The sequence below is a fragment of the Catenulispora pinistramenti genome (genome assembly GCF_018274385.1).
Classification (GTDB): domain Bacteria; phylum Actinomycetota; class Actinomycetes; order Streptomycetales; family Catenulisporaceae; genus Catenulispora; species Catenulispora pinistramenti.
This window is the reverse complement of record NZ_JAAFYZ010000074.1, coordinates 1-24,637: the sequence shown is the minus strand read 5'-3', so window position 1 is coordinate 24,637 and position 24,637 is coordinate 1. Positions and strand designations below refer to the sequence as shown.

General features: G+C 70.8%; 24 protein-coding genes and 1 tRNA gene. 12 read left to right on the top strand and 13 right to left on the bottom strand.

Annotation, left to right across the window (positions count from 1 at the left end):
* Window positions 1–3: 3 nt before the first annotated feature.
* The 3 genes from KGQ19_RS21860 to orn all read right to left on the bottom strand — a co-directional run bounded on the left by KGQ19_RS21860 (window position 4) and on the right by orn (window position 2,261).
* A complete protein-coding gene (locus tag KGQ19_RS21860; protein WP_212011070.1) occupies window positions 4–1,326 on the bottom strand; it encodes a (Fe-S)-binding protein in 1,323 nt (440 codons plus the stop codon).
* Window positions 1,327–1,413: 87 nt separating this feature from the next.
* Window positions 1,414–1,488: transfer RNA gene (locus KGQ19_RS21855), tRNA-His, on the bottom strand.
* 128 nt (window positions 1,489–1,616) lie between these two features.
* Complete coding sequence (orn, locus tag KGQ19_RS21850; protein ID WP_212011069.1) at window positions 1,617–2,261, bottom strand: oligoribonuclease; 645 nt, start codon at window positions 2,259–2,261, stop codon at window positions 1,617–1,619.
* 147 nt (window positions 2,262–2,408) lie between these two features.
* Here orn and KGQ19_RS21845 point away from each other — a divergent pair, with 147 nt between their 5' ends.
* Window positions 2,409–2,783, top strand: a complete 375-nt coding sequence (locus KGQ19_RS21845; protein WP_212011068.1) for a cupin domain-containing protein — start codon at window positions 2,409–2,411, stop codon at window positions 2,781–2,783.
* Window positions 2,784–3,011: 228 nt separating this feature from the next.
* On the opposite strand, the gene KGQ19_RS21840 is transcribed toward KGQ19_RS21845, so the two are convergent.
* Window positions 3,012–4,043 (bottom strand): GlxA family transcriptional regulator, encoded by a 1,032-nt coding sequence (locus KGQ19_RS21840; RefSeq protein WP_212011067.1) that lies wholly within the window; start codon window positions 4,041–4,043, stop codon window positions 3,012–3,014.
* Between the two features lie 289 nt (window positions 4,044–4,332).
* Between KGQ19_RS21840 and KGQ19_RS21835 the strand changes: the two genes are divergently transcribed.
* The 3 genes from KGQ19_RS21835 (at window position 4,333) to KGQ19_RS21825 (ending at window position 7,896) form a co-directional block, all read left to right on the top strand.
* Complete coding sequence (locus KGQ19_RS21835) at window positions 4,333–5,835, top strand: FAD-linked oxidase C-terminal domain-containing protein (protein WP_212011066.1); 1,503 nt, start codon at window positions 4,333–4,335, stop codon at window positions 5,833–5,835.
* On the top strand, window positions 5,829–7,085 hold the full coding sequence (locus tag KGQ19_RS21830; RefSeq protein ID WP_212011065.1) for an FAD-binding oxidoreductase: 1,257 nt from the start codon (window positions 5,829–5,831) through the stop codon (window positions 7,083–7,085). The genes KGQ19_RS21835 and KGQ19_RS21830 overlap by 7 nt, the downstream gene beginning before the upstream one ends.
* Before the next feature lie 262 nt (window positions 7,086–7,347).
* Complete coding sequence (locus KGQ19_RS21825; protein ID WP_212011064.1) at window positions 7,348–7,896, top strand: glyoxalase superfamily protein; 549 nt, start codon at window positions 7,348–7,350, stop codon at window positions 7,894–7,896.
* 21 nt (window positions 7,897–7,917) lie between these two features.
* Here the strand turns inward: KGQ19_RS21825 and KGQ19_RS21820 are convergent, their stop codons facing one another.
* Window positions 7,918–9,456, bottom strand: a complete 1,539-nt coding sequence (locus KGQ19_RS21820) for an FAD-dependent monooxygenase (RefSeq protein ID WP_212011063.1) — start codon at window positions 9,454–9,456, stop codon at window positions 7,918–7,920.
* Window positions 9,457–9,524: 68 nt separating this feature from the next.
* Between KGQ19_RS21820 and KGQ19_RS21815 the strand changes: the two genes are divergently transcribed.
* Complete coding sequence (locus tag KGQ19_RS21815; RefSeq protein ID WP_212011062.1) at window positions 9,525–10,169, top strand: TetR/AcrR family transcriptional regulator C-terminal domain-containing protein; 645 nt, start codon at window positions 9,525–9,527, stop codon at window positions 10,167–10,169.
* A gap of 167 nt (window positions 10,170–10,336) precedes the next feature.
* On the opposite strand, the gene KGQ19_RS21810 is transcribed toward KGQ19_RS21815, so the two are convergent.
* The 3 genes from KGQ19_RS21810 to KGQ19_RS21800 form a co-directional block, all read right to left on the bottom strand.
* Complete coding sequence (locus tag KGQ19_RS21810) at window positions 10,337–10,804, bottom strand: DUF6114 domain-containing protein (RefSeq protein WP_212011061.1); 468 nt, start codon at window positions 10,802–10,804, stop codon at window positions 10,337–10,339.
* 3 nt (window positions 10,805–10,807) lie between these two features.
* Window positions 10,808–11,422 carry a DUF6230 family protein gene (locus KGQ19_RS21805; RefSeq protein ID WP_212011060.1) on the bottom strand — a complete coding sequence of 205 codons (615 nt, stop codon included), beginning with the start codon at window positions 11,420–11,422 and terminating at the stop codon, window positions 10,808–10,810.
* A 168-nt stretch (window positions 11,423–11,590) separates the two neighbouring features.
* Window positions 11,591–12,529, bottom strand: coding sequence for a TetR/AcrR family transcriptional regulator (locus KGQ19_RS21800; protein ID WP_212011059.1), 939 nt, complete (start codon window positions 12,527–12,529; stop codon window positions 11,591–11,593).
* Window positions 12,530–12,765: 236 nt separating this feature from the next.
* On the opposite strand from KGQ19_RS21800, the gene KGQ19_RS21795 reads away from it, so the two are divergent.
* Window positions 12,766–13,647: a hypothetical protein gene (locus KGQ19_RS21795; RefSeq protein WP_212011058.1), complete on the top strand. Its 882-nt coding sequence runs from the start codon at window positions 12,766–12,768 to the stop codon at window positions 13,645–13,647.
* A gap of 7 nt (window positions 13,648–13,654) precedes the next feature.
* Window positions 13,655–14,308, top strand: coding sequence for a hypothetical protein (locus KGQ19_RS21790; RefSeq protein WP_212011057.1), 654 nt, complete (start codon window positions 13,655–13,657; stop codon window positions 14,306–14,308).
* Window positions 14,309–14,407: 99 nt separating this feature from the next.
* Here the strand turns inward: KGQ19_RS21790 and KGQ19_RS21785 are convergent, their stop codons facing one another.
* Together KGQ19_RS21785 and KGQ19_RS21780 are read right to left on the bottom strand one after the other, a co-directional pair.
* Window positions 14,408–15,553: a phosphotransferase family protein gene (locus KGQ19_RS21785; protein ID WP_212011056.1), complete on the bottom strand. Its 1,146-nt coding sequence runs from the start codon at window positions 15,551–15,553 to the stop codon at window positions 14,408–14,410.
* Between the two features lie 99 nt (window positions 15,554–15,652).
* Window positions 15,653–16,948 (bottom strand): adenosylmethionine--8-amino-7-oxononanoate transaminase, encoded by a 1,296-nt coding sequence (locus tag KGQ19_RS21780; protein ID WP_212011055.1) that lies wholly within the window; start codon window positions 16,946–16,948, stop codon window positions 15,653–15,655.
* A 200-nt stretch (window positions 16,949–17,148) separates the two neighbouring features.
* Here KGQ19_RS21780 and KGQ19_RS21775 point away from each other — a divergent pair, with 200 nt between their 5' ends.
* The 3 genes from KGQ19_RS21775 to KGQ19_RS21765 all read left to right on the top strand — a co-directional run bounded on the left by KGQ19_RS21775 (window position 17,149) and on the right by KGQ19_RS21765 (window position 20,128).
* Entirely contained in the window at window positions 17,149–18,339 is a 1,191-nt protein-coding gene (locus tag KGQ19_RS21775) for a L,D-transpeptidase (RefSeq protein WP_212011054.1), read from the top strand.
* Between the two features lie 109 nt (window positions 18,340–18,448).
* Window positions 18,449–19,555, top strand: coding sequence for an aldo/keto reductase (locus KGQ19_RS21770; RefSeq protein WP_368862137.1), 1,107 nt, complete (start codon window positions 18,449–18,451; stop codon window positions 19,553–19,555).
* Between the two features lie 273 nt (window positions 19,556–19,828).
* Window positions 19,829–20,128, top strand: coding sequence for a DUF2218 domain-containing protein (locus tag KGQ19_RS21765; RefSeq protein WP_212011052.1), 300 nt, complete (start codon window positions 19,829–19,831; stop codon window positions 20,126–20,128).
* Window positions 20,129–20,147: 19 nt separating this feature from the next.
* On the opposite strand, the gene KGQ19_RS21760 is transcribed toward KGQ19_RS21765, so the two are convergent.
* Entirely contained in the window at window positions 20,148–21,011 is an 864-nt protein-coding gene (locus KGQ19_RS21760; RefSeq protein ID WP_212011051.1) for a DUF1731 domain-containing protein, read from the bottom strand.
* A 131-nt stretch (window positions 21,012–21,142) separates the two neighbouring features.
* Window positions 21,143–22,096 (bottom strand): NAD(P)-dependent oxidoreductase, encoded by a 954-nt coding sequence (locus KGQ19_RS21755; protein WP_212011050.1) that lies wholly within the window; start codon window positions 22,094–22,096, stop codon window positions 21,143–21,145.
* A 58-nt stretch (window positions 22,097–22,154) separates the two neighbouring features.
* On the opposite strand from KGQ19_RS21755, the gene KGQ19_RS21750 reads away from it, so the two are divergent.
* Window positions 22,155–22,532 carry a MerR family transcriptional regulator gene (locus KGQ19_RS21750; RefSeq protein ID WP_212011049.1) on the top strand — a complete coding sequence of 126 codons (378 nt, stop codon included), beginning with the start codon at window positions 22,155–22,157 and terminating at the stop codon, window positions 22,530–22,532.
* Here KGQ19_RS21750 and KGQ19_RS21745 read toward each other — a convergent pair.
* Entirely contained in the window at window positions 22,516–23,130 is a 615-nt protein-coding gene (locus tag KGQ19_RS21745; RefSeq protein WP_212011048.1) for a TetR/AcrR family transcriptional regulator, read from the bottom strand. The two genes, KGQ19_RS21750 and KGQ19_RS21745, sit on opposite strands and share 17 nt — an antisense overlap.
* A gap of 85 nt (window positions 23,131–23,215) precedes the next feature.
* On the opposite strand from KGQ19_RS21745, the gene KGQ19_RS21740 reads away from it, so the two are divergent.
* On the top strand, window positions 23,216–24,034 hold the full coding sequence (locus KGQ19_RS21740; protein WP_212011047.1) for a class II aldolase/adducin family protein: 819 nt from the start codon (window positions 23,216–23,218) through the stop codon (window positions 24,032–24,034).
* The last annotated feature ends 603 nt before the right edge of the window (window positions 24,035–24,637 follow it).

Sequence of the window (24,637 nt, the reverse complement as noted above, 5' to 3'; positions counted from 1 at the left end):
GGGTCAGGAACCGGCGCGCCGCCGCCGCGGATTGAGCGTCAACCCCCTGATCGAGGCGTCGATGATCTCGATCGGATGCACCACCGGCGTGGCGTCCCCGAGATACCGCTGGATCTGCAGCAGGCAGCCGGGGTTCCCGGTGGCCACCAGATCAGGATTCGTGGCCCGGATCCGCTCGGCCTTGCGGCGTCCCAACTCCTCGGCCGCCTCCGGCCGGACCAGGTTGTGGACACCCGCCGAGCCGCAGCAGAACGCCGCCTCGGCCGGTTCGGCCACCTCAAGGCCCGGCACGTCGCCGAGCAGCTTGCGCGGCTGCGCCCGGACGCCCTGGCCGTGCGCCAGGTGGCAGGCGTCGTGGTAGGCGACGCGCGCCCGGACCGGATGCCGCTCGGCGATCGGATCGAGGTCGGCCAGGACCTCGGAGACGTCGCGGACCTTCGCCGCGAACTCCGCGGCCGGTTCGGCGTACTCGGGGTCGTCGGCCAGCAGTTCGCCGTACTGCTTCAGAGTGGAGCCGCAGCCGGCGACGTTGACCACCACCGCGTCCAGGTCGCTCAGCGGTACCGCACCGAGCTGCGCCGGGTGCCGGAAGGAGTCGATGAGCTTGCGGGCATAGCGCTTGGCCTCCTGGTCCCGGCCGGCGTGCAGCGACAGCGCGCCGCAGCAGCCTTGGTCCGGCACCACGACCCGGCAGCCCTCGGCGCGCAGCACCCGCGCGGTCGCGGCGTTGACGTCGCCGAAGAACACCCGTTGCACGCACCCTGCGACCATGGCGACGGTGCGGCGCGGTTCCCCGTCCGGCAAGGTGCTGGCCGGCAGCGAACTCCACGCCTTGCGCAGCGTGGTGGCCGGCATCAGCGCCTCCATGGCGGCCAGCTTCGGGAAGCGGCGCAGAAGTCCACTGGAACGGACCAGCGCCGCACCACCCGTCCGGCGGTACGCCACCGCGCCCACCGCCGCCACCCGCAGCCGGGCCGGGTGCGGGAACAGGCCGAAGACCAGTTCCCGGAAGGCGCGGTCGCCGCGGTGTTCGGCGTAAGCCTCCTCCACCTCCGGCCGGAACTCCTCGATGATCCGGTCGTACTGGACGCCGGAGGGGCAGGCGCTGACGCAGGACAGGCAGCCGAGGCAGGAGTCGATGTGCTCGGCGACCGCGTCGTCGAGTTCGGCCTGGCCTTCGAGCACCTGGCGCATCAGATGGATGCGGCCTCGCGGGGAGTCGTTCTCGTCACCGGTGAGCGCGTAGGTGGGACACGCCGGGAGGCAGAACCCGCAGTGGACGCACTTCGCGGTCAGGTCGTCCAGGTTCTCGCCGTACTCGCCCATGGCGGGCAGTGTACTGAGCGGAAGATCGCAGTAAAGACGAAAGCGGCCCCTGTTCTCGATTGACGAGATCAGAGACCGCTCCATGGAGGGTGAGCGACGGGGCTCGAACCCGCGACAACTGGGATCACAACCCAGGACTCTACCAACTGAGCTACGCCCACCATGTTGCCCACGTCGCAGAACTCCCGTTCCCGGGGCCCCGCGCCGCGCTGGCACCGCCAAGCATACATGGATCCGGCGGTGCTCCGCACGACCCTTTCCATCGGGCCCGGCGGTGCCCGATCGCGAGGTCAGGCCCCGGTACCGGCCTGGTCTCCGGCCGCGGCCGGTCCGGCCTCGATCCGGGCCGCGAGGGTGCGGGCGGTCTCCGAGTCCGGGCCGGGGTGCGGGACGAAGATCGCGTCCCGGTAGTAGCGCAGCTCGGCGATCGAGTCGCGGATGTCGCCCAGCGCGCGGTGGTTGCCGGTCTTCTTCGGGGCGTTGAAGTAGACCCGCGGGTACCAGCGGCGGGCCAGCTCCTTGATCGAGGAGACGTCCACGATCCGGTAGTGCAGGTGCTGTTCGAGCTCGGGCATGTCGCGGGCCAGGAAGCCGCGGTCGGTGCCGACCGAGTTGCCGGCCAGCTGCGCCTTGCCGGCCTCCGGCACGTGTTCGCGCACGTAGGCCAGGACCCGCTCCTGGGCCTGGGCCATCGGGATGCCGCCGGACAGCTCCTCCAGCAGGCCCGAGGCGGTGTGCATCTCGCGCACCACGTCCACCATGCCGGCCAGCAGGCCCGGCAGGTCCTCGGCCGGTGGCGCGATCACCACGTCGATCCCGTCCCCCAGGACGTTCAGCTCGGAGTCCGTGACCAGCACGGCCACCTCGATCAGGGCGTCCTTGTCCAGGTCGAGCCCGGTCATCTCGCAGTCGATCCACACCAGCCTGTCACTCATGGATCCACCCTAGTGGGGACGTGCGGGGATGACTGAGGCAGCCCGGCCCGGGCAGATGGACAACCGGGTTGGCGATCTGGGCGGTCGGGCCCTAGGCTGGAGATCGACAACCACGTTGACCATTAGCGACACCCCCCGGAGGCTGCCATGTCCTTGTCCACCCTTGCCGACGCCCCGCACTTCGCCCGCGACGGCTTCACCTTCCGGCCGCTGGCCGTCCCCTCCCGCGGCAGCAGCGAACTCGCCGTCTGGGCCCTGGACCTGGAGCCCGGCGTGAGCAGCGAGACCCACAGCATGGACCGCGAGGAGGTGTTCATCGTGATCAGCGGCACCGTCTCGGCCACCGTGGCCGACCGCGAGGTGACCGCCGGCCCCGGCGACGCGGTCATCGTCCCGCCGCACGCGACCTTGCAGATCCGCAACGCCAGCGGGCAGGAACCGGCCCGGCTCACGGCCGCGACCTCGGTCGGGATGAAGGCGATCGTCGGCGGCGCGTCGTTCACGCCGCCGTGGGCCCAGTAGACGCCGTGGGCCCAGTAGACGGCCGACAGATGGCCTCAGAGCAGGCTGTATGCAGTAGGCAGTAGCCGAAGCCATAGCCAGTAGCCGAGAGCCAGTAGCCGGACAGCGCGGCGGCTCGGGCGCCGCCGCCACCGGTCGACAGCCGGGGCCACGCCGCACAGGCGCGACCCGACCGTGGCTGTCGGCACCGGGTTGATCGTCGCTCGGATCAGGGACCGGGCGACAACCTCAGCCCTCGCGGCCCTCCCGGCCGCCTCTGGCCCGGGAGGCCAGGTAGGCCTCGCGGTAGCGGGCCGGCTGGGTGCCCAGCACCCGCAGGAAGTTGGCGCGCATCGCCGGGCCGGAGGCGAAGCCGGAGCGCCGGGCCACCTCGTCCACCGGCAGATCGGTGGACTCCAGGATGCGCTGCGCCGCGATCACCCGCTGGGAGTTCACCCAGCGCAGCGGCGTGGTGCCGGTGACCTCCAGGAACCGCCGGTCGAAGGTGCGGCGGGACATCGCCGAGTGCTTGGCGAACTCGTCGACGTCGAAGGGCTCGGCCAGGTGGTCCAGGGCCCAGGCCATGGCGTCGCCGATCGGCGTGCCGGCGCCGAGTTCGCTGGGCAGGTGCCGGTCGAAGTAGGCGGCCTGGCCGCTGCGCCGGCCCGGGCCGATCACCAGGCGGCGGGCCAGCGCGCTGGCCGCCTCGGCGCCGTGGTCCGTCCGGACCAGGTACAGACACAGATCCAGGCCGGCCGCGGCGCCGGCCCCGGTGACCACGTCGCCGTGGTCGATCTGCATCGAGCGGGCGTCCACCTTCACCCGGCGGTGGTGGCGGGCCAGGGCCGGCGCGTACATCCAGTGCGTGGTGGCCCCGCGGCCGTCCAGGACGCCGGCCGCGGCGAGCACGAAGACCCCAGAGTCGAACGCGGCCAGCCGCGCGCCCTCCTTGTGGGCCTTGCGCACCGCGGCCAGCGCCGGTTCCGGAGGGCGCTCCCCCGGCGCCCGCCAGGCCGGCACGATCACCGTCCCGGCCTGGTCGGCTCCGGACAGGCCGAACGGCGTGGAGATCCGCAGCGACCCGGTGGTGGCCAGCGGTCCGGCCTCGCCGGCGCACACCAGTAACCGGTAGTACGGCAGACCCATGACGCGCCGGTCGACGCCGAACACCGAGATCGGTATCGACGACTCGAACAAGGGGGCGTCCCGGAACAGCAGGACGGCGACGGTACCCCGGTCGCGCGTGGGGGCCAGGCGCGGGCGGGGGGCAGTCAGTGTCATTCGGCGGGCTGACCTCTCTGGTCCAGATGGATCGTCGGAACGAGCCATTTTCCTTTGTGCGCAAAGGGGATTGCGACTTGGATCGGAAGCCGTGCCGGGCCGGTGATTATCAGAACACATACATGAAGGGGCCTCGGGTGTCCACCCGCGTGCGGCACCGCGCCGGGCCCCGCTGGGCTGGCGCACGCTGGTCATCTGTGTTGACCTACTAATAATCTGTGGTGATCTAGTACAGGATCGGTACGGGGACACCCAGCGCGGGGGGACGGCGAAGGAGGGGGCACGGCGCGTGGAACTTCAGGCCGCGACGGATCGGCGGCGAGCGCTGGCGGCGGTCCTGCGGGACGTGAGCGCCGAGTGCGGACCGAGCCTTCGAGTGCTCTCCGGGCAGGCCGAACGCCGAGCGTACGAGACCGACGCCCTCACCGCGCACCGCGTGTTGCCCGGTCTGGTCCTGCTTCCGGCCGACCGCTCCCAAGTCGCCCCGATCGTCCGGGCGTGTCTGCGCCACGGCGTCCCGTACGTCGCCCGCGGCGCCGGCACCGGGCTGTCCGGCGGCGCGCTGCCGGCCGAGTCCGGCGTCGTCATAGCCCTGGCGAAGCTCAACCGGATACTTGATGTGGATCCGGACCGAATGGTGGCGATCGTGGAGCCGGGCGCGACCAACCTGTCCATCAGCGCGGTCGCCGGCGAGTTCGGGCTCTACTACGCCCCGGACCCCTCCTCTCAGGTGGTCTGCACGATCGGCGGCAACGTCGCGGAGAACTCCGGCGGCGCGCACTGCCTGAAGTACGGCTTCACCTCGCACCACGTCCTGGCGGTGGAGACGGTGCTGCCGGACGGCACCGTCACGGTGCTCGGCTCGGACGACATCGAAGCCCCCTGCTACGACGCCCCCGGCTACGACCTGCGCGGCGTGTTCGTCGGCGCCGAGGGGACCTGCGGCGTCGCCACCCGGATCGCGGTGCGCCTGCTGCGCAGGCCCGAAGCGGTGCGCACACTGGTCGCCGACTTCCCGGACGTGCCCTCGGCCTGCGAGACGGTCAGCGCGGTGATCGCCGCCGGGATCGTGCCGGCGGCCATCGAGATGATGGACAACCTGGCCATCCGGGCCTGTGAGGACGCCGTGCACGCCGGCTACGACCGCGCGGCGGCGGCCTCGCTGATCATCGAGCTCGACGGCCACGGCGAGGAGTGCGCGGAGCTGTTCGACCAAGTCAGTGCCCTGTGTTCGGAGCACGCCTGCACCCGGCTGCGGATCGCCGCCGACGAGGCGGAACGGGCCGCGATCTGGGCCGGGCGCAAGGCGGCGTTCGCCGCGATGGGGCGGCTGTCCCCGGAATTCCTGCTGCAGGACGGCGTCGTGCCGCGGACCCGGCTGGCCGAGGCGCTCGCCGGGATCGCCGACCTGTCGGCGGCCGCCGGATTGCGTGTTGCCAATGTCTTCCACGCCGGCGACGGCAACCTGCACCCGCTGGTCCTGTACCGGGAAGCCGACGGCGAGGGACCGGCCGCCGAGAAGCTGGCGGCCGACATCGCCGAGCTGTGCGTGGCGCTCGGCGGCTCGCTGTCCGGCGAGCACGGGATCGGCGTGGACAAGGCCTGCTCGATGCCCAAGATGTTCTCCCCCGCGGACCTGACGGCCATGGACCGTCTGCGCGCCGCGTTCGACCCGTCAGGGCTGTGCAATCCCGGCAAGGTGTTCCCGACTCCCGCACTGTGCGGTGAGGCGAAGGCCGGGGCTTATCAGCCGCACCCGCTCGAAGAGACCGGAAAGATCCAGAGATGGTAGGCGCCCCCTCCTCCGCTTCCACCCCCGACGGGAAGTCCGCCCCGAACGGGACTTCGCCGGCTGACGGCGCCGCGGCGGCGTCCGAACCGCCGGCCAGCCCGCGCTCGATCACGCCGACCACGGTGAAGGACCTGCGCGACGCCGTCTCGACGGTCGGCGCGGTCCTGATACGCGGTACCGGAACCGCGACCACCTGGGGCGCACCGGTCCGCGACGCCCGCACCACGGTCTCGCTGGCCGGCATGGACCGCGTGCTGGACCACCGGCCGGCCGACATGACCGTGCACGTCCAGGGCGGGATCCGGCTGGACGTGCTGCAGGCCGAACTGGCCGAGCACGGGCAGTGGCTGCCCTACGACCCGGCCCGGTCCGAGGCGACCATCGGCGGGCTGCTGGCCACCGGCGACGCCGGGCCCCGCCGGCTGGCCTACGGCTCGCTGCGGGAGCTGGTGATCGGCGCGACGATGGTGTTCCCGGACGGCGCGATCGCCAAGAGCGGCGGGCACGTCATCAAGAACGTGGCCGGCTACGACCTGGCCAAGCTGTGCCACGGCTCGCTGGGCACGCTGGGCGTCGTCGCAGAGCTCGTATTAAGGGTGCACCCGCTCCCGGCGACCTCGCGCACGGTGATGGTCCGCGACGTCGACACCGCGTCGGCGCAGCGCCTCACCTGGGCCCTGACCAAGTCGGCGATCGAGCCGAGCGCGGTGGAGTGGTGCGAGCCGGAGCAGGTGCTGGCGGTGCGCTTCGACGGGACGGCCGACGGCGCGGCGGCGCGCGCGGCGGCGGCCCGGTCCATGCTCACCGGCAGCCTGGCCGAACTCGACGCCGGCGAGGCGCACAGCTTCTGGGAGTCGCACGCGGCGCGGGTCGTGGCCGAGCCCGGCGACACCGTGATGCGCGCCGCCACCCGCCCCGGCGTCGATCCCGGGCTGGTCGGCGCGCTGTCGGCGTGGGCCGACCGGGCCGGGGTCAAGGCACTGCTGACGTGCAGCCCGGCGACCGGGGCGTACACCGTGCGGGTCACCGGCGCGGACGCCAAGGCCCATGCCGAGCTGGTGAAGAACTGGCGCGCGTCGGTCGAGGCCGTGGGCGGCTTCGTGATGCTGCGCCGGCGGCGGCCCGGGGTGGACGCGATGGTGGAGTCGTGGGGACGCGCGCCGGGCAGCGTGGAGGTGATGCGGCGGGTGAAGGGGAACTTCGATCCGGAGAACCGGTTCGCGCCGGGGCGGTTCGCGCCTTGGTTCTGAGGCGGCGGGGTGCTTTGGTCCTGAAGCAGAGGGGTGCTTTGGTTCCGAGGCGGTGAGGGTGCTTTGGTTCCGAGGCGGTGAGGGTGCTTTGGTTCCGCGCCGCCGGGGACTAGCAGCGGTACCGGCTTGGTGCGGCCCGCCGCTCGCGCCCTTCGGGGTTCGGTGAACGCATCACAGGACCTTCGGCATCCACACTTCCTGATCGCGGCGCCGGCCGACAACGCGGGCATCGGCAGGACGGACCGCGCGGAAGGCTGACGCTATGGCGTCCATCGAAGCAGACCGGGCCAAGGCCCTCGCCAGACTCCTGCGGGAGGAACTGGCGGTGGCGGGGTTCGACATCCCGCACAGCCTCGCCCTCGAGGTGGTCTCCCACCAGGTCGGTGCGAAGGACTGGAACGTGCTGGCCGCCCTGGTCGGGCGGTCGGGAAAGGCCGCGCCGCCGGAGATCAGCCCGGGGATCCCGGTGTTCCGGGTGCTGTCCGTGGAGGCGGCGCTGCCGTTCTACCTTGATTTCCTGGGCTTCACGCTGGACTGGGAGCACCGGTTCGAGCCCGGCATGCCGCTGTATGTGCAGGTGTCCCGGTCCGAGGCGGTGCTCCACCTGTCCGAGCACCACGGCGACGGCAGCCCGAACGGGGTGGCGTGGATCCCGGTCGCCGACGTCTTCGGTCTGCACGCGGAGGTGCTGGCCCGGCCGAACGCGCCAGTGCGGCCGGGCCTGGAGCGGAACGCGCCGGGCGGGCCGACGTTCAGCGTCATCGATCCGTATGGCAACATCCTGAGATTCGCGCAGCCTTCGGCGGCGTAGGCCGTCGCCGGTCGGGCCGCCTCATTCTCCCTCCGCGGGGCCGAACCAGCGTCCGAGTGCTTCGGGGAGCGACTGCTCCGACTCCGCGGTCCAGGCGACGAACCCGTCCGGGCGGACCAACACCGCCCGCGACGGGGCTTCGACACTCGTTCCCACCGCCACTTCGACCCGGTCGCTCCACTCGGCGGCGGTCTTGATCCACAGTGCGGCGTCGGGTGTCAGTGCGGCGTCGGGCGTCTCCTGCGCGGTGACGACGAACAGCTGCCCGCGGCCGGAGCGCAGCCGTTCGGCCAGGCGAACCGGGCCTTCGGGTGTGTCGAGCCGCAGGTCCGGACAGAACCGGCCGACGGCGTCCAGGCCGGAGCCGGTGTCGTAGCGCAGATCGTCGCCGCCCATCATGTCGGTGAGCCAGCGGTTGGCGTCGTCGTGCGCCAGGAGCTGGGCGAAGATGCCGCGCAGCGCGTCGGTGTGCGGGCCCGGGCGCATGAGCGCGACCTGGGCGCGGGTGTTGTCCAGGACGCGCGCGGCGACCGGGTGGCGCTCGGCGGTGTAGGTGTCGAGCAGGCTGTCCGGGGCCTGGCCGCGCGCCACCAGGGCCAGTTTCCAGCCCAGGTTCATCGCGTCGCCCAGGCCCAGGTTCAGGCCCTGGCCGCCGAAGGGCGAGTGGACGTGCGCGGCGTCCCCGGCCAGCAGGACGCGGCCGTCGCGGTAGGTGTCGGCCTGGCGGGCGTTGTCGGTAAAGCGGGTCACGGTGGTGATCGCCTTGACGCTGACTTGCGTGCCGCTGATGCGGCGCAGGGCGTTCTGCAACTCCTCCGGGCTGACCGGGGCTTCGCGGTCGGCGGGCGGGCCGTCGAACTCGACCAGCAGCAGGCGGCCGGGGTTCGGGCCGTTCACCACCATGCCGTGTTCGCGGCGGTTCCAGCCGAGCGGGACGAAGTCCGGGTCGTCGAGCTCTGCGACGGCCTGGTAGCCGGTGATGATGCCGTCGGTGCCGGGGAAGGCGAACGCGCCGCCCTTGCGGACCAGCGAGCGCCCGCCGTCGGCGCCGACCAGCCAGTCGGCGTGGAGTTCGTAGGGATCGGCCTCAGAGCCGGCGTCGGCTTCCGGGTCCGGTTCGGGTCCGGCCACCCGCAGCGTCACGCCGTCAGGGTCCTGATGCCACTCCAGGACCCGGTGTCCGCGCCGGACCTCGACGCCGAGTTCGGCCGCGCGCTTGTTCAGCACCTCCTCCAGCGCCTGCTGTGCCACCGGCAGCATGGGCTCGCCGCCGTAGCTGCCCTCCCGGAGCACGAACATCCCGGAGAAATGCCCACGGATTCCGTGCTGCCGCATCAGGTTCTGGAAGGCCAGCAACCGCTCCCCGCCGGCCTCGCGCACCCGGTCGGCCAGCCCGCGCCGGTCGAGCGCGTCCACGCCCCGGCCCTGGATCGCCCCGGCCTTGATAGTGGGGTCGATATCCGGGCGGCGCTCCAGCACCACCGTCTCGATGCCGTACAGCCGCAGCTCACACGCGGCCATCAGGCCCACCGGACCGCCCCCGACGATGACGATACGCATCGCCCACCTCCTTAACAGTGTTAAGTGCTTCGCGGCCAGCATCTCCTGAACACTGTTAAGCTGTCAAGGTGAAGCTGGAACGCCAAGCGATCATCGACACCGCGATCGCGCTACTGGACGAGGTCGGCCTGGACAAGCTGTCCATGCGCCGGCTGGCCAAGGAGTTCGACGTCCAGGCGCCGGCGCTCTACTGGCACTTCAAGAACAAGCAGGAGCTGCTGGACCACATGCTGGTCGCGATGAGCCCCGCCGAACTCCGGGTCCCGCGCCCCGGCCAGGCCTGGGACGACTGGCTCATCGAACGCTCCCGGCTCCAGTACGGAAGGCTGATCAAGCACCGCGACGGCGCCCGCCTGGCAGCGCAGACCAAGCCCACCGAGGACCTGTTCCCGGGACTGGAATCGATGCTCGAAGCACTCGGCGCCGCCGGCTTCGCGCCCGAAGAGGCGCTGCGCGGCCTGCTGGCCATCAGCAGCTACATCACCGGCTCGGCACTGGAGCGCGAAGGGGCGCGGAGTCCCGCCGCCGAGGCTGCTGAGACCCCTGAGACCGCCGAACCGGCGGGACAGCCTGACGGGATGCCGGACATGTCGCAGTACCCGAACCTGGTAGCCGCGGTCGGCGCCGCGCGCGATCCCGACGCGGTCTTCGATTACGGCCTGAACGCCATCGTCGCCGGTATGCGCGCCGAGTTGGAAAAGCGCGGGAAATAGAGGAGCCCGCGGACCGAAAGGCGGTCGGGTCGCCGGCAACGCGATCAAGTTCGGAATCGCGACGGCAGCATGCATTACACGCGCCGCCCCGATCGGCGGCGCGGCGCGGGGCCCGTCAGGAGCCCGGAGCCGTCAGAAGCGCGGAACCCTCGGGGGGAGCGAAACCGTCAGGCGGTCGGCAGCCCTTCGGGCTCCTTCTCCTGCACCGCCGCCGACTCTTCCTCAGGCTGCTGCGATTCGGCCCAGCCGAAGGCCAGCGAGGCACCGGCCATCGCCAGGAGCATGCCGATGATGAAGCCGCCGAGGTTGCTGGTCATCCAGCTGGCGACGGAGAACAGCAGGGAGAGCACCGAGTAGAAGGTGCGGTGCAGCGGGTCGAAGATCAGGCTCAGACCCAGGATCACCAGCAGGACCGGGACGAGGTAGCCGCCCAGGCCGTACAGGCCCATGTGCATCGTGTCCTTCAACGACGCGCGGTACAGCGCCAGCATCTCCCCGCCGCCCAGGGTCACCAGCAGCCCGCCCCAGAAGGGCCGGGTGCGGCGCCAGTGCCGGAAGGCACGGCGCGCCCCGCGCCGCTCGGGGGCCGGCTGGGCCTCCGGGACGCCGGGCGCGCCTTCTTCGTGCTCTGTCACCGCTCAGCAGCCCTTACTCTGGAAGGACATGTTCAGGCCCGGCAGTGAGAACGTCGACGCGGTGGTCGCGTAGCTGTCCTGCCGGACGTTGTCGATGTCCACCGTGTCGGCCTGCTGGCCGAAGGTGTACTTGTTGCCCACCACCTGGTCTTCGCTCAGGTTGGACGCGTCCCGGCCGATCTGGATGTTCTGGAAGGTCGCGTCGCCGGAAAGGTCGGTGGAGTCCAGGATCAGATTGGTGGCGTGCACCGGGGTGCCCTTGTTGCCGGCCCGGATCACCAGGTTGATCCCGACCAGGTTGACGCTCTGGCACAGGTTGGTGATCTGCGCGTCGCCGATGACCGAGGTCATCACCACGGCCTGACCGTTGGAGCTCTTCAGCCAGGGGTTCTTGCTGTCCAGGGCGTTGTCCAGGCCGCCGAACTGCTCGAAGTTCTGTCCGTGCAGGTGGTCCGCGGTCACCACGAACGGCATGCCGGAGATCGCGAACTGGACGCCGAGGGCGCCCTGCGCGGTCGCCATCACGAGCCCACCGGTGATGGCGAGCGCGGCCAGCCCGGGTATCGCGGCACGGCGGTAGCGGACCTTGCCCTCCGCCTTGCCGGGTTTGGTCGCCATTCGGCTCCTTTCCATTCCTGTCACCAGGCGTTCGTGAAGGGCCGGGGCGGTCGGACGAGATCGACCGGCACCGGCACAGCTGGATGTGACATGGCTCACCCGACACAGGGTGACTGGCCGGTAACATACTCTCAGGGTTTTGAATCGGTCAACCGTTCGGACACTGATTCACTCACCGGCGACACCGGCGTCGGCCTGCGTCGGGACACACGGCGCCACCGAACGGGGATGATCGGCGGACGCCGCCTTCGCCGCCTGTGCCGCGCTCTGCGGTCCGGCGAACGGCGCGACCACGAAGTAGACCAGCCCCGGTAGCAGTTCCGGCAGTTCGGCGATGCGGCCGCCGGCGATGTACCGGTACAGCGTCCCGTAGGCGCCGGCGACCACGCTGTTCACCACCTCCGCCCGGGACACGCCGTCCGGGACCGACGGCGCCAGGGTGAAGAAGGACTCGAAGTCACGCAGCCGTTCGGCCCGCGCCTGGCGCCCGGCCGGGCCCACGGCGTCGATCTCGACGATCGCCGCGGTGGCGAACGCCGGGACGCTGCTGAGCACGTCGAGCAGGACGGCGAGCACCGAGCAGGTGGCCCGGGCCCAGGCCTCGATGTCGACCTCGATGTCGGCCTCGATGTCGACCTCGGGGGCGTCGGCGGCGGCAGCGGCGGATCCGGCCTGCGGGCACGGCGCGTCGCCCTCGGCGGGCGCGGGCGCCGTCCCGATCGGCTCGGCGGTCTCGCCTGCCTCGCCCGCCTCGCCTGTCTCAGCAGCCTGACGCTCCTGCGCCGCATCGCAGAAAGCCTGCCGCAGCATGGCGAACAGCACGTCGGTCCCGTGCCGGTAGGCGGCCAGGAAGGCCCCCTGTTTGCTTTCGAAGTGCTCGTAGAACGCCGGCCGCGTGACGCCGGAGGCCCGGCAGATGTCGCTCACCGAGGCGTTCGCGTATCCGCGTTCGGCGACGGTGCGCACCAGGCCGTCGTAGAGCCGGTCCCGTTGCGTGGCCGCCACCTGCTCGCGCGGCACCCGGCTGGGCCCGCGTTTGATCGCCCGCTGCGGATCGCGCGGGGAGCGCGCGCCGGGCAGCGGGGCCAGAACGGTAGAAACACCCATCTTTTCCCCTGGGGACTTGACTGGCGAACCCTGCGGAGTTACAACTCCCACGAGTTTTGTTACCGGCCGGTATCAGTGTGTGATCCAGATTCAGATCACCAGCAGCGTTCTTCTGGGCTCAACAGGCGTCGTCGCGACGCAGTCCCCGCACCATCTGACATCCCCGCTGACGAGGGAGCGTGAACATGGCTTTTCCCGGCCTGTTCCACCGGTTCCGAAAACGTACACTCTGCGCGGTGGCGGCCGCCCTGGCGCTGGTCGCGGTCACCGCCGCACCGTCTTCGGCGGCCACCAGCCAGCCTTCGGGCCTGTATACGGGTATGGGCACCTGTCCCACCTCCAGTACCCAGATGCAGGATCCTGATCAGGCCGTCGTGGGCTGCGTCGTGGCCACGATAGGCGGTGGCGGGTTCACCGTGGGTTCCACCCAGGTGAACTTCACCTCACCGATGACCGTCGCCTTCGGCGCCACCTGGGCCAAGGGCGGCCCGACCGTCACCTTCCCGGACAAGACCACGGCGACGCTGTTCTCCACGGTCGCACCGACCGACGGCAACGAGCTCCAGTCCAGTCCGCTGGACGTGCCGATCCCCGGCCTGTCCAACTTCTGGCCCGGGGTGACCAGTGCCATCGTCCTGATCGAGCCGGCCGGCCCGATCACGGACTTCGCCCCGCTGTCCGCCGGCGAGAACTACCCGCTGTTCCAGCTGCCGATCAAGCTGCACCTGCTCAACGCCTTCCTCGGCCTGGACTGCTACGTCGGCTCCGACAGCACGCCGATCATGCTGGAGCCGACGGCCGGGACCACCAGCCCGCCGCCGCCGAACCAGCCGGTCAAGGGCAACACCGGCGCCATCTCGATCAAGGCCGACCCGAACGGCTTCAAGTCCTCGGTGGTCGGTTTCGCCGGCGCGACCATGGTCGACAACGCCCTGCCGGTCCCGGGCTCCAGCGGCTGCGGCCTGTTCGACTCCGCGGACTGGATCGTGAACTCGCTGTTCGGCCTGCCCTCGGCGGCCGGCCACAACGCGATCACGCTGTCCTCCGTCACCACCACGCTCGCCGTCGACTCCAGCGACAGCGACCTGACCAACGCCATCAACGCCAGCAGAAAGTGAATCCGTCATGCGTATCCGTACCCTCGCCCTGACCGCCTTCGCCGTCTCCGGCCTCGTCATCGGCGCGGCCGGCCAGGCCGGCGCCGCCACCGGCGGCGTGCTGACCGTCGGCAGCGCCGGCGGGACCAACGTCAACGTCGGCGACGTCCTGACCGGCCCGATCAGCAGCGACTTCCTGTTCACCACCAGCAGCGGCACCATCGACTGCAGCACCGGGGCGTTCTCCGCCAGCGCCACCGCCAACGGCTCGGCCCCCGGGACCGCCACCGAGAGCATCACCCAGCTGCACGCCGACCCGTCGAGCTGCAGCTCGACCATCGGCGGCACCACCAGCGTGGTCAGCGTCGAGCTGAACGGCAACGCCACCGGCACCGTGACCGACGGCACCAGCCCGACCCTGGCGGTCACCGGCCTGGACGAGCAGGTCACCCTGGGCACCATCCTGGGCGGCAACGTGACCTGCGACTACGGCAACAACGCCAGCGGCGACGCCGCGATCAACGGCAGCCTGACCAACAGCAACAACGGCATCAGCTTCGCCACCCAGAACGTCGCCCTGCTCAGCGGCTCGGGCCTGTGCCCGAGCTCCGGGACGTTCGCCGGGGCGGTGGGGCCGATCACCGACACCACGCAGAGCGCCGGGCTGGTCTTCGTCAACTAGCCTGACAAAGGTTCGCAGAACCCAATACTCTGCAACCGCCCCACAAGCGGTAGGGGCCCGGTCGGGCTCCGGGCTCCTCCGCTTCCTCCGGCACGCCCGCTACCTGGTCCGATCCAGGTAGCGGCGGCCGGCCTCGACCAGCGAGGGCACCGCCGTGCCGGCCTTCTCGAAACCCTCGCCCAAGGTCAGGCCGTGCTCGTGCCGGTAGTGGATGCCCTCCAGGATCACCGCGAGCTTGTAGTGGCTGAAGGCTACGTACCAGTCCAGGTCGTCGACGATCAGCCCGGTCGCGGCCTGGTAGCGCTCGACAAGGTCGCGGCTGTTCAGGAAGCCCTCGTGGTTGGTCAGGCCGCCGCCGCTGGCAGTCAGGATGCCCTTCGGCGGGTGGCCCGGGTCCTCCCAGTAGGTGAGGAGCAGGCCGAGGTCGGCCAGCGGGTCGCCGAGGGTGGACATCTCCCAGTCGAAGACCGCGGCTACGCGGACTTCGGCAGTGTCGGCGGTGCCAGCGGTGTCGGCGTTGCTGCCGACGCCGGCACCGTCGGCGTTGCTGCCGACGCCGGCACCGTCAGTGCCGCCGGACAGCCGCACCATCACGTTGTCCAGCCGGTAGTCGCCGTGCAGAATCGTCGAGCGCTGAGTCACCGGAACCGCCGCGCGCAGCCCGTCCCCGAGCTCGAACAGACCCCTGATCTCACGACTCTGTGACGCCGCGTACTGCCGATCCCACCGATCCAGCTGCCGGTGCAGATACCCTTCCGGCCGCCCGAAATCAGCCAGACCGACCGCCGCCGGATCCACGGCGTGCACCGCGGCCAGCACGTCCACCAGACTCTCGGCCGCCGACCGCCGCTGCGCCACGCTGAGCGCCGCGCACTGTGCCCGCGTCCGCAGCACCACGCCCTGAACCTTCTCCATCAGGTAGAACGGCGCACCGATCACATCCGGGTCTTCGCAGAGCACGTATGCCCGCGCGACCGGCACGGTCCCGGCCAACGCCGAGATCACCCGGAACTCACGCCGCATGTCGTGCGCCGTGGGCAGCACGTGCCCCAGCGGCGGCCGGCGCAGCACCCACGCGCGGCCATCGGCGTCGCGCAGCTCGTAGGTGAGATTGGAAAGACCGCCGGCGATCAGCTCGGCGGTCAACGGGGCCCGGGCCCCCAACTCCGGGGCCTTGGCGGCGAGGAAATCGGCGACAGCGGCCGGGTCGAGCCCGGCCAAGGCGGGCACGGCGGGGTCAGTCACCCTTCGAAAGGTATGGCCTATCGATCCATCGCGGAAGGGGCAATGATCGCGGCCCGGCCACCCGGATCGGCGATCGTGGCCAGGCCCCCACCCGGCCGGTCAGGTCAAGACGGCCGAAGCCCGGGCCGCCGCCACCAGCCCCGCCGCGATCCGCTCGACGTCCTCCTCCGGCGTCACATAAGGCGGCATCACATACAGCAGCTTCCCGAAGGGCCGGATCCACACCCCCTCGTCCATCGCCGCCTTGGTCGCCGTCCGCATGTCCGTCGGCCGCTCCATCTCGATCACGCCGATCGCGCCCAGCACCCGCACATCCGCCACGCCGGGCAGCTCCCGCGCCGGCTCCAAGTGCGCGGTCAGCAGCCTGTCGATCCCGGCCACCTGCGTGCGCCACGTCCCGTCGAGCAGCAGCCCGGTGGAGGCGTAGGCGACGGCGCACGCCAGCGGGTTGGCCATGAACGTGGGCCCGTGCATCAGCACCGGGGCCTCGCCGCTGGAGATCCCGTGGGCGACGCCGGTGGTGCACAGCACCGCGGCCATCGTCAGGTAGCCGCCGGTCATGGCCTTGCCGACGGTCATGATGTCCGGGGTGAGGCCGGCGTGGTCGGCGGCGAACAGCTCGCCGGTGCGGCCGAAGCCGGTGGCGATCTCGTCGAAGACCAGGAGCAGGCCGTGTTCGTCGCAGATGGCGCGCAGGACCTTGAGGACCTCGGGGTCGTAGAAGTGCATGCCGCCGGCGCCTTGGACGACCGGTTCGACGATGATCGCGGCCAGGGTGTCGGCGTGCCGGGCGGCCAGGTCCGCCAGGTGTGCGGCGTACTCCTCGGTGAGGGTGGCCGGCGGGCGGTCGGCGAAGACGTGCCGGGGCAGGACGTCGGCCCACAGCTGGTGCATGCTGCCGGCCGGGTCGGTGACGGCCATCGCGCCGAAGGTGTCGCCGTGGTAGCCGCCGCGGACGGTCATCAGCCGGGTGCGGGCGGCGTGGCCCTGGGAGCGCTGGTATTGCAGGCACATCTTGATCGCGACCTCGACCGAGACCGAGCCGGAGTCGGCGAAGAAGACGTGCGCCAGCCCGGCCGGGGCCAGGGCGGTCAGCCGCTCGGCCAGGCGGACGGCCGGGGCGTGGGTGAGGCCGCCGAACATGACGTGCGCCATGGAGTCCAGCTGGTCGCGGGCCGCCTGGTCCAGGACCGGGTGCCGGTAGCCGTGGATCGCCGACCACCAGGAGGCCATGCCGTCGATGAGCTCCCGGCCGTCGGCCAGCCGGATGCGGACACCGTCGGCGCCGACCACCGGGAACGGCTCGACCGTGGAGGGCATCGGGGCGTAGGGGTGCCAGACCGTGTCCCGGTCCGCGGCCGCCAGTTCCGGGGTCCACTTATTTACGTCGCTCACCGGGAAATGAAACCACTTTCCCCCACCCGCCTCCCACCGCCGCCCGACATGGAGACGCTACGCGTCGCTGTTCAAACATCCGGGGGACAACTCAGCGCGCCTTCCGCCGTTCGGCTCATCGATCGGCATATATGAGGAGGAAGCGGCGCACATGTATCGGTATGCACCGCTCATCCGCCACGAACCTGAGGAAGACCAGAGTGCGCACCGGGACCCCGCGCCATCCCCGCCGGACCCTCGGCGTCGCCGCCGTCGCCACGTTGCTCGGCGGCGCCCTAGGCTCGGCCGCGGTGCCGGGCACCGCGAGCGCCACCGTACAGCCGGTGGCCACGCCGATCCCCCTGACCAGCGTGCCGACCGACGGCGCCACGAACATCCGGACCGAGGTCCCGGTGAGCGTGACGGCGCAGGCCGGGGAACGGCTGGCCGACGTGACGCTGGCCGCCCCGGACGGCGCCGCGATCCCGGGATCGCTGAACCCCGACGGCACGGTGTGGACCGCGGACGACCATCTGCGCACCCGCACCCACTACACGCTGACGGCGACCGGCGTCGCGTCCGACGGCACCCAGGTGACCCGGTCCTCGTCGTTCACCACCTTCGCCCCGGGCGCCGACGAGCAGCTGAAGTTCCAGACCACCGAGCCGCAGAACGGCGACACGGTCGGCGTCGGCATGCCGATCCTGGTGCAGTTCACGCACCCGGTGACCGACCGCGCCGCGGTGGAGAAGGCGCTGGTCGTGCAGACCTCGCCGGCCCAGGCCGGGCACTGGAGCTGGCTGTCGGACTCCCGGCTGGACTGGCGTCCGGAGAGCTACTGGCAGCCCGGCACCAAGGTCCAGGTGTCGCTGAACCTGGACGGCGTGCCGGCCGGGGCCGGGAAGTACGGCGGCGCCGACACCTCGTTCGGCTTCACCGTCGGCCGCAAGCAGGTGTCGGTGGTGGACCTGTCCAAGCACGAGATGACGGTCTACCAGAACGGCAGCGCGATCCGGTCGATGCCGGTGACCGGCGGCATGCCCGGTGACGACACCTGGGGCGGGACCATGGCGGTCATCGACAAGAACTCGTCGATGACGATGACCTCGCAGTCGGTCGGCTTCGGCGACGCCTACGACATCCCGAACGTGCGGTACGCGATCCACCTGACGTATTCGGGCACCTACATCCACGCCGCGCCGTGGTCGGTCGGGTCTCAGGGCTATGCGAACGTCAGCCACGGCTGCGTGGGCCTGTCCCTGGACCGGGCGGCCTGGATGTTCCAGAACACCATCCCCGGGGACCTGGTGCAGGTGGAGAACTCGCCGAAGACGGTCGCCCCGGGCAACGGGTACGGGGACTGGCAGGAGAACTGGAACCAGTGGCTCAGCGGGAGCGCGGTGAAGTCCTAGGACTTCACCGCGGCCCCGCCGGGGTCGCGGAGTCGCAGGGGGCGCCCGTCCGGCCGGGCGCCACTTGACCTGGAGTCGACTCCAGGTCGTAGCGTCGGCGGCCATGACGATGAACTACCGCGTCCTCGGTGCCACCGGCATCGAAGTGAGCACCTACGCCCTCGGCGCCATGATGTTCGGCAAGATCGGCAACCCCGACCACGCCGACAGCGAGCGGATCATCCACGCCGCCCTGGATGCCGGCATCAACTTCGTGGACACCGCGGACATGTACTCCACCGGGGAGTCCGAGGGGATCGTCGGCAAGGCGCTGAAGGGCCGCCGCGACGACATCGTGCTGGCGACCAAGGTCCACTTCTCGCTCGACGACCAGCGCAACCACGGCGGCAACTCCCGCCGCTACATCACCCGCGCCGTCGAGGACAGCCTGCGGCGTCTGCAGACGGACTGGATCGACCTCTACCAGGTCCACCGCCCGGACCCGACGACGGACATCGAGGAGACCCTGGGCGTCCTGACCGATCTGGTCCGGGCCGGCAAGATCCGGAACTTCGGCTGCTCCACGTTCCCGGCCGAACAGATCGTCGAGGCCTGGCACGTGGCCGAACGGCGCGGCCTGATGAAGTTCCGCACCGAGCAGCCGCCCTACTCGATCCTCACGCGGAACATCGAGCGGGCGGTCCTGCCCACCGCCCAGCGGCTGAACATGGGGGTCCTCACCTGGAGCCCGCTGGCCTGGGGCTTCCTGAGCGGCAAGTTCCGCCGCGGCCAGGAAGTGGACTACAGCGTCGGCCGCGCGGCCCTGCGCGCCGACCGCTTCGACCCCTCGCTGCCGGCCAACGCCGCGAAGTACGACGCGCTCGAGGAACTGTTCAAGCTCGCCGACGAGGCCGGCGTCACGCTGCCGCGGCTGGCGACCGCCTTCCCGCTGGCGCACCCGGGCGTGACCTCGGTGATCATCGGCCCCCGCACGATGGACCAGCTGGAGTCCTCCCTGGCCGGCCAGGAAGTGACCCTCGACGACGCGCTGCTGGACCGCATCGATGAGATCGTGCCGCCCGGCACCGACCTGGTGTGGGTGGCCGAGGGCGGCGGCTGGCTGCCGCCGGCGCTGAGCCAGCCGCGCCTGCGGCGGCGGACGGCGGACGATCGGGCGGCGGCTTCGGCTGATGCCGAGGGGGACGCGGGGGACGCGGAGGCCGCTGCCGGGAAGTGAGGGACGCGGCCTGAGTGTGGGGCACCGCCTGGATGTGGGGCGCGGCCTGAATGGGGGCGCAGCCCGGACATGGAGAGCGGCCCGGATATGAGGCGCGGCCTGGATGTGGAGAGCGGCCGGGATGCGGCGCGGGGGCGCGGCTCGGGTGCAGCAGCGCGCGGCTCCGCTTCGCGACGCAACTCGACTCCGGGGCGCGACTCAAGTCCGGAGCGCGACCGGCGTGCCCGGCTCGCGCGAAGGGCGGGTGCGGGGCAGCGCGGCGATAATCGGCACATGATCGAATCCGTCGCGAATGTCCCCACCGAGCGCCCCGAGCGCTACCTGAAGCAGCTCCTGGCGCATCTGGGCCGCGAGGTCGACGCCGAGCAGGCGGAGGACGGCCGCTCCGGTGCCCTGACCTTCTGCTCGGGCAACTGCACCCTGACGGCGCAATCGGGCGCCCTGTCCATGAAGGCGCGGGCCGACGACATCGAACGGCTCGCCGCGGTCGAGGACGTCGTGGCCCGGCACCTGATCCGTTTCGGGGAGAAGGACGAGTTGGTGGTGCAGTGGTCGGCTGCCGCGGAGGTGTAGCCGACTCCGGCATCGGCAGTCAGCACCCCCGGCCGGCACGCGTGCGGCGCACCAGATCCCGCGCCGCGCCGTGCCAGGCGGGGTGGCTGAACCGGAAGCCCGCATCGAGGAGTCGGCCGGGGATGACTCGGCGGCTCTTGAGCAGCAACTCGGTGTCGGAGCGCAGCGCGAACGCGCCGAACGCGCCGATCGCGGCCATCTGCCTGGTCGCCGGGAGCCCGATCGGCATGCCCCACGCTTGCCGAAGCGTGCGCATGAAGGTGCGCTGGGGCAGCGGTCCGGGAGCAGCCAGATTGACGGCGCCGCTGAGCTCGGGGCGCGCGAGCCAGGACAGGTAGTCGAAGACGCCGGCGCGCGACGGGCTCATCACCATCGCCGAGCGGAGCGCGACCTTGCGGGTGTGCGGGGTGTCGGCCTCGGCTTGTTCGCGTTCCCAGCTCTTGGCGATCTCGACGCTGTAGGCCCAGTATCCCGGCACCCTCGCCTCGCCGCCGCCGCCGATGACACCACGCTCGTCATGCGGCGGGCCGAAGGTGTGGGCATAGATCGTGGCGGTGCTGGCCTGGAGCCAGACCCGCGGAGGCCGCTCGGCACGGCCGATCGCCTGGCCGACCACGCGGGCCGACCGGACCCGCGAGTCCATCATCTCCCGCAGGTTCGCCGGCGTGTAGCGACAGCTGACGCTGCGGCCGGCCAGGTTCACGACGACGCCACACCCGTCGATCTCCCCCGCCCACGCCCCCAGCGTCCGCCCGTCCCAGCGCACCTCGCCGGCCCGGACCGGATCGCGGCTCAGCACGACGACCGAGTGTCCGGCCGCCGTGAAGGCCCGTTCCAGCAACGCACCGACCTGGCCGGACCCGCCAGGTATCACGATCTTCATCTCGCGCCCTCCCGTTTTGAGCGATCGCTTAAACGGTATCGCCGGGCGGTCGGGGACTTGTCGGCGGGGGGCTGGCCGGCCGAGGGCTGGTGGGGTCAGACGGAGGGCTCGATGATCAGGATTCGTTGCTATTACTCACTAATTCGTCCTGGTTCTACCTCTAGCCGGAAAGCCGTCGCCAACCGTCCGAGGCCGTCCGCGCCGTACCCCTGAGCCACGGCCCGATCAATCGCCCGGCGCACGGTGTCGAGCATGCCGGTGTCCAGGCCGTGGGCCCGCGCGGCGGCGGTGACGTGCCGGATGCCGGAGGCGGCCGAGGCGATCGTGGAGCGGGTGCCGGGGAAGTCTCCGGCTTCGAGCTGTTCGGCGAAGCGGGTCGCCATATCCGGGAGCAGGGAGCCGATGCCCGTGGCGAAGGCCGCGAACTCGGTCGGGGCGATGCCCTCGGCGGTGGCCAGCCCGAAGGCGTGGAGCAGGCCGTTCGTCGCGGTGGCGAACAGATCGAGGAGCGCCACGTCGAACGCGCTCGCCCGCGCCGGATCGGGGCCGAGGTAGACGATGCGTCCGCCGAGAGCGGACAACGCGGGCGCCACGGCCGCGTGGATCGCGGCGTCTCCGCTCAGCAGGACCGTGCCGGCCGGCGTGCCGATCATCGGGGTCGAGGTGAGGATCGCCCCCGGTAGGTAGCCGATGCCGCGAGACGCTGCCCACGCCGCCATGTCCCGCGCTTGTCCGGGGTCGCCGCTCGTCAGGTTGACCAGGGGGCGTCCGCCGAAGTCGACGCCGTCGACGACTTGACGCACCACCTCGTTGTCTATCAGGCACGCCACGACCACTTCCGCGGCGTGAACCGCCGACTGCACCGACTCCGCAATCGATATCGCCGGCGCGGGCGCGGGTTCCGAGGCCGATTCCGAGGCCGACGACAACGCCGCCGCCGCGACCAGCTCCAACGCCGCCGGCATCCGCCCCGGCGTCCGATTCCACACCGTCACCGCATGCCCGCCACCGGCGAACGCCGAGGCCAGCGCCCGTCCCATGGGCCCGAGTCCCAACACCGCGATCTTCTGTCCGTCACTATTCATGCCGCGAAGCTAAAGCCTCACATTGACGTGAGAGTCAACCCGGGGTTCTCCTGGTCCCATGAAGATCGGCGAACTCTCCCGCCGCACCGGCGCCTCGATCCGTTCCCTGCGCTACTACGAGGAACAAGGGCTCCTGGCCCCGGAACGCCTGCCCAGCGGCTATCGCGTCTATGACGACCGCAGCGTGGCGACCGTCCATCGGATCCGTGTCCTGCTGTCCGCGGGCCTCGGCACGTCGGCCATCGCCGAGATCCTGCCGAACGTCTACGACGACTCGGTGGTCCTGACCGGACGCTGCCCGGAGCTGCACGAAGGGCTGGCCGTCGAGCGCGCACGCATCACGAAGCAGATCGAAGACCTGCAAACCGCGCGTGAAATCCTCGACTCGCTCATCGGTCGGCCGCTGGTGATCACCGGCGTCAAACAGCCTCGGTGACAGCCCCCAACAACGCCGGCAGGAACAGCCGCTCCAGACTCCCCGGCGGCAAGACTCCCGGCTCCACGTAGCTCTGCGCCAATGCCCCCTCGCGAACCGCGATCAGCATCCTGACCAACGACTCCAGTTCCACGCCATCGCGCGTGCGCATCCCGGCGCGCGTCAGCAACTCCCCCAGCAGCCGCACCGCCTCCACGCGCAGCCGCGCATCATGCTCCGCAAGCCGTTGCGCCGCCCCGGGGTCGCGGATCGCGGACAGCGTGAACTCGGTGGTGACCAGGTACCAGGTGCGCTCGTCCTGGTCGAAGTCCGCGAGCCCCGCAGCGATGTCCTGCACCGTCAGCGGCCCGGTGCCGAGGGCCGCCGCCTGCCTCTCGAACCGCTCCAGGACGCGCTCGGCGTGCCGGTCGAAGAGCGCGAAGAACAGCTCCTCCTTGCTCGCGAAGTTCGAGTAGAAGGCACCGCGCGTGTAGCCGGCGCGTTCGCAGACGTCTTCGATGCGCGTGCCGCCGAATCCGTTCTCGGCGAACGCCTCCAGTGCCGCGTCAAGCAGCTTGGCCAGCGTCTGCGGCCGGCGCTTCGTCATCCCCTTGGGCACGGACCCTTGACACCTCTTCCCATCCCCGGCAACGATACAGGAACGCATCCGATACAGAAATGTATCCGATTAGGAAGGGCCGGCCATGACCACCACCAAACCGGACGTCCAGCAGGTCGAGCAGGCCGTGGGCAACGCCGCGCAGGAGCTCTACTTCCCGGTCCCGCCGACGTTCGAAGACGACGTCGCCGCCGAGCGCCAGTATCGCAAGGAGCAGCTGGCCGCGGGCTTCCGGATCTTCGGCAGGTTCGGCTTCTCCGAAGGCGTGGCCGGCCACATCACGGTGCGCGACCCGGAGTTCCCGGACACCTTCTGGGTCAACGGCTTCGGCCAGTCCTTCACCCAGATCAAGGCCTCCGACCTGATCCGCTGCGACCACGACGGCAACGTCCTGGAGGGCCGCTTCCACGTCAACCGCGCCGCCTTCGTCATCCACGCCGAGGTCCACCGCGCCCGCCCGGACGTGATCGCCGCCGCCCACTCCCACTCCCTGCACGGCAAGGCCTTCGCCGCCCTCGGCATCCCCCTGGACCCGATCACCCAGGACGCCTGCGCCTTCTTCGAGGACCACGGCTTCTACGCCGGCTACCGCGGCGTCGCCGGCGACGTCGAAGAGGGCAAGCGCATCGGCGCCGCACTGGCCGACCACAAGGCCGCGATCCTGCAGAACCACGGCCTGATCACGGTCGGCGAGTCGGTCGCCGAAGCCGTGTGGTGGTTCGTGACAATGGAGCGCTCCTGCCAGGCGCAGCTGCTGGCGATGGCGGCCGGCACGCCGAAGCTGATCGACCGGGAGACGGCCCTGATGGTGCGGGAGCAGATCGGCGGGCACTTCGCCGGGTGGTTCCAGGCGCGGCCGTTGTGGGACCAGATCGTAGTGTCGGACCCTGACCTGTTCGGCTAGTAGCTGTTCGGCTGGTAGCCGTTCGGCTGGTAGCTAGTACCGCATCAGGCAACCGTTGCCCGGTAGTTCGCGACGTGCCGGTCGCCGAACGGGATCGGTTCCCGGCTGGTGCTGCGGGATTCTGGAACTGGAACTGGAAGTGGGCGCGGGTGGAGTTTGTAGGGGGGTGCAGTTTGCTGATCGAGTTACGGTTGATCTGTGGTTTTCAAAGCCTTTTACGGCCTTCGGTCATAGTTGAGCCGGTTCGGGGTTCGGGTCGGCGAGTCTGTCTATCGGCTGCCGGTTTTCGCGTTCACAACCCCGCCTCACCTCAGGCCTCTTCAACTCCAGTAAGCCAGTGCAAGGTCAAGGGCTGTGGTGAAGGGCCGGGCCTCCGGCGGGCCTCGGCAACCTCAGGGAAACTAGCGCGGTTCCCTCGGGTGGCTGATCTAGTCTCAGCGGCTGCGGTTTGTGGGGTGGCTACGGTCCGTTCCCCTCGGTCGCGTCGTCAGCCCGGGGGGTACAGCACCGGTGTCCGGGGGTAAAGTCCGCGCGCGGCGGTTGGGTGTGTGAGCTGCGGTTTTGTTCAGCGCGAACTTGACCCCCGGCCACCGGCACTGTAGG

Excerpts from the sequence above, each read along its gene's own strand:
- KGQ19_RS21840 (WP_212011067.1), bottom strand. The coding sequence starts at position 4,043 with ATGACACTGACTGCCCCCCGCCCGCGCCTGGCCCCCACGCGCGACCGG.
- KGQ19_RS21860 (WP_212011070.1), bottom strand. The coding sequence starts at position 1,326 with ATGGGCGAGTACGGCGAGAACCTGGACGACCTGACCGCGAAGTGCGTC.
- KGQ19_RS21845 (WP_212011068.1), top strand. The coding sequence starts at position 2,409 with ATGTCCTTGTCCACCCTTGCCGACGCCCCGCACTTCGCCCGCGACGGC.
- KGQ19_RS21830 (WP_212011065.1), top strand. The coding sequence starts at position 5,829 with ATGGTAGGCGCCCCCTCCTCCGCTTCCACCCCCGACGGGAAGTCCGCC.
- KGQ19_RS21755 (WP_212011050.1), bottom strand. The coding sequence starts at position 22,096 with ATGAATAGTGACGGACAGAAGATCGCGGTGTTGGGACTCGGGCCCATG.
- KGQ19_RS21805 (WP_212011060.1), bottom strand. The coding sequence starts at position 11,422 with ATGGCGACCAAACCCGGCAAGGCGGAGGGCAAGGTCCGCTACCGCCGT.
- KGQ19_RS21800 (WP_212011059.1), bottom strand. The coding sequence starts at position 12,529 with ATGGGTGTTTCTACCGTTCTGGCCCCGCTGCCCGGCGCGCGCTCCCCG.
- KGQ19_RS21825 (WP_212011064.1), top strand. The coding sequence starts at position 7,348 with ATGGCGTCCATCGAAGCAGACCGGGCCAAGGCCCTCGCCAGACTCCTG.
- KGQ19_RS21760 (WP_212011051.1), bottom strand. The coding sequence starts at position 21,011 with ATGAAGATCGTGATACCTGGCGGGTCCGGCCAGGTCGGTGCGTTGCTG.
- KGQ19_RS21790 (WP_212011057.1), top strand. The coding sequence starts at position 13,655 with ATGCGTATCCGTACCCTCGCCCTGACCGCCTTCGCCGTCTCCGGCCTC.
- KGQ19_RS21820 (WP_212011063.1), bottom strand. The coding sequence starts at position 9,456 with ATGCGTATCGTCATCGTCGGGGGCGGTCCGGTGGGCCTGATGGCCGCG.
- KGQ19_RS21770 (WP_368862137.1), top strand. The coding sequence starts at position 18,449 with ATGAACTACCGCGTCCTCGGTGCCACCGGCATCGAAGTGAGCACCTAC.
- KGQ19_RS21750 (WP_212011049.1), top strand. The coding sequence starts at position 22,155 with ATGAAGATCGGCGAACTCTCCCGCCGCACCGGCGCCTCGATCCGTTCC.
- orn (WP_212011069.1), bottom strand. The coding sequence starts at position 2,261 with ATGAGTGACAGGCTGGTGTGGATCGACTGCGAGATGACCGGGCTCGAC.
- KGQ19_RS21765 (WP_212011052.1), top strand. The coding sequence starts at position 19,829 with ATGATCGAATCCGTCGCGAATGTCCCCACCGAGCGCCCCGAGCGCTAC.
- KGQ19_RS21740 (WP_212011047.1), top strand. The coding sequence starts at position 23,216 with ATGACCACCACCAAACCGGACGTCCAGCAGGTCGAGCAGGCCGTGGGC.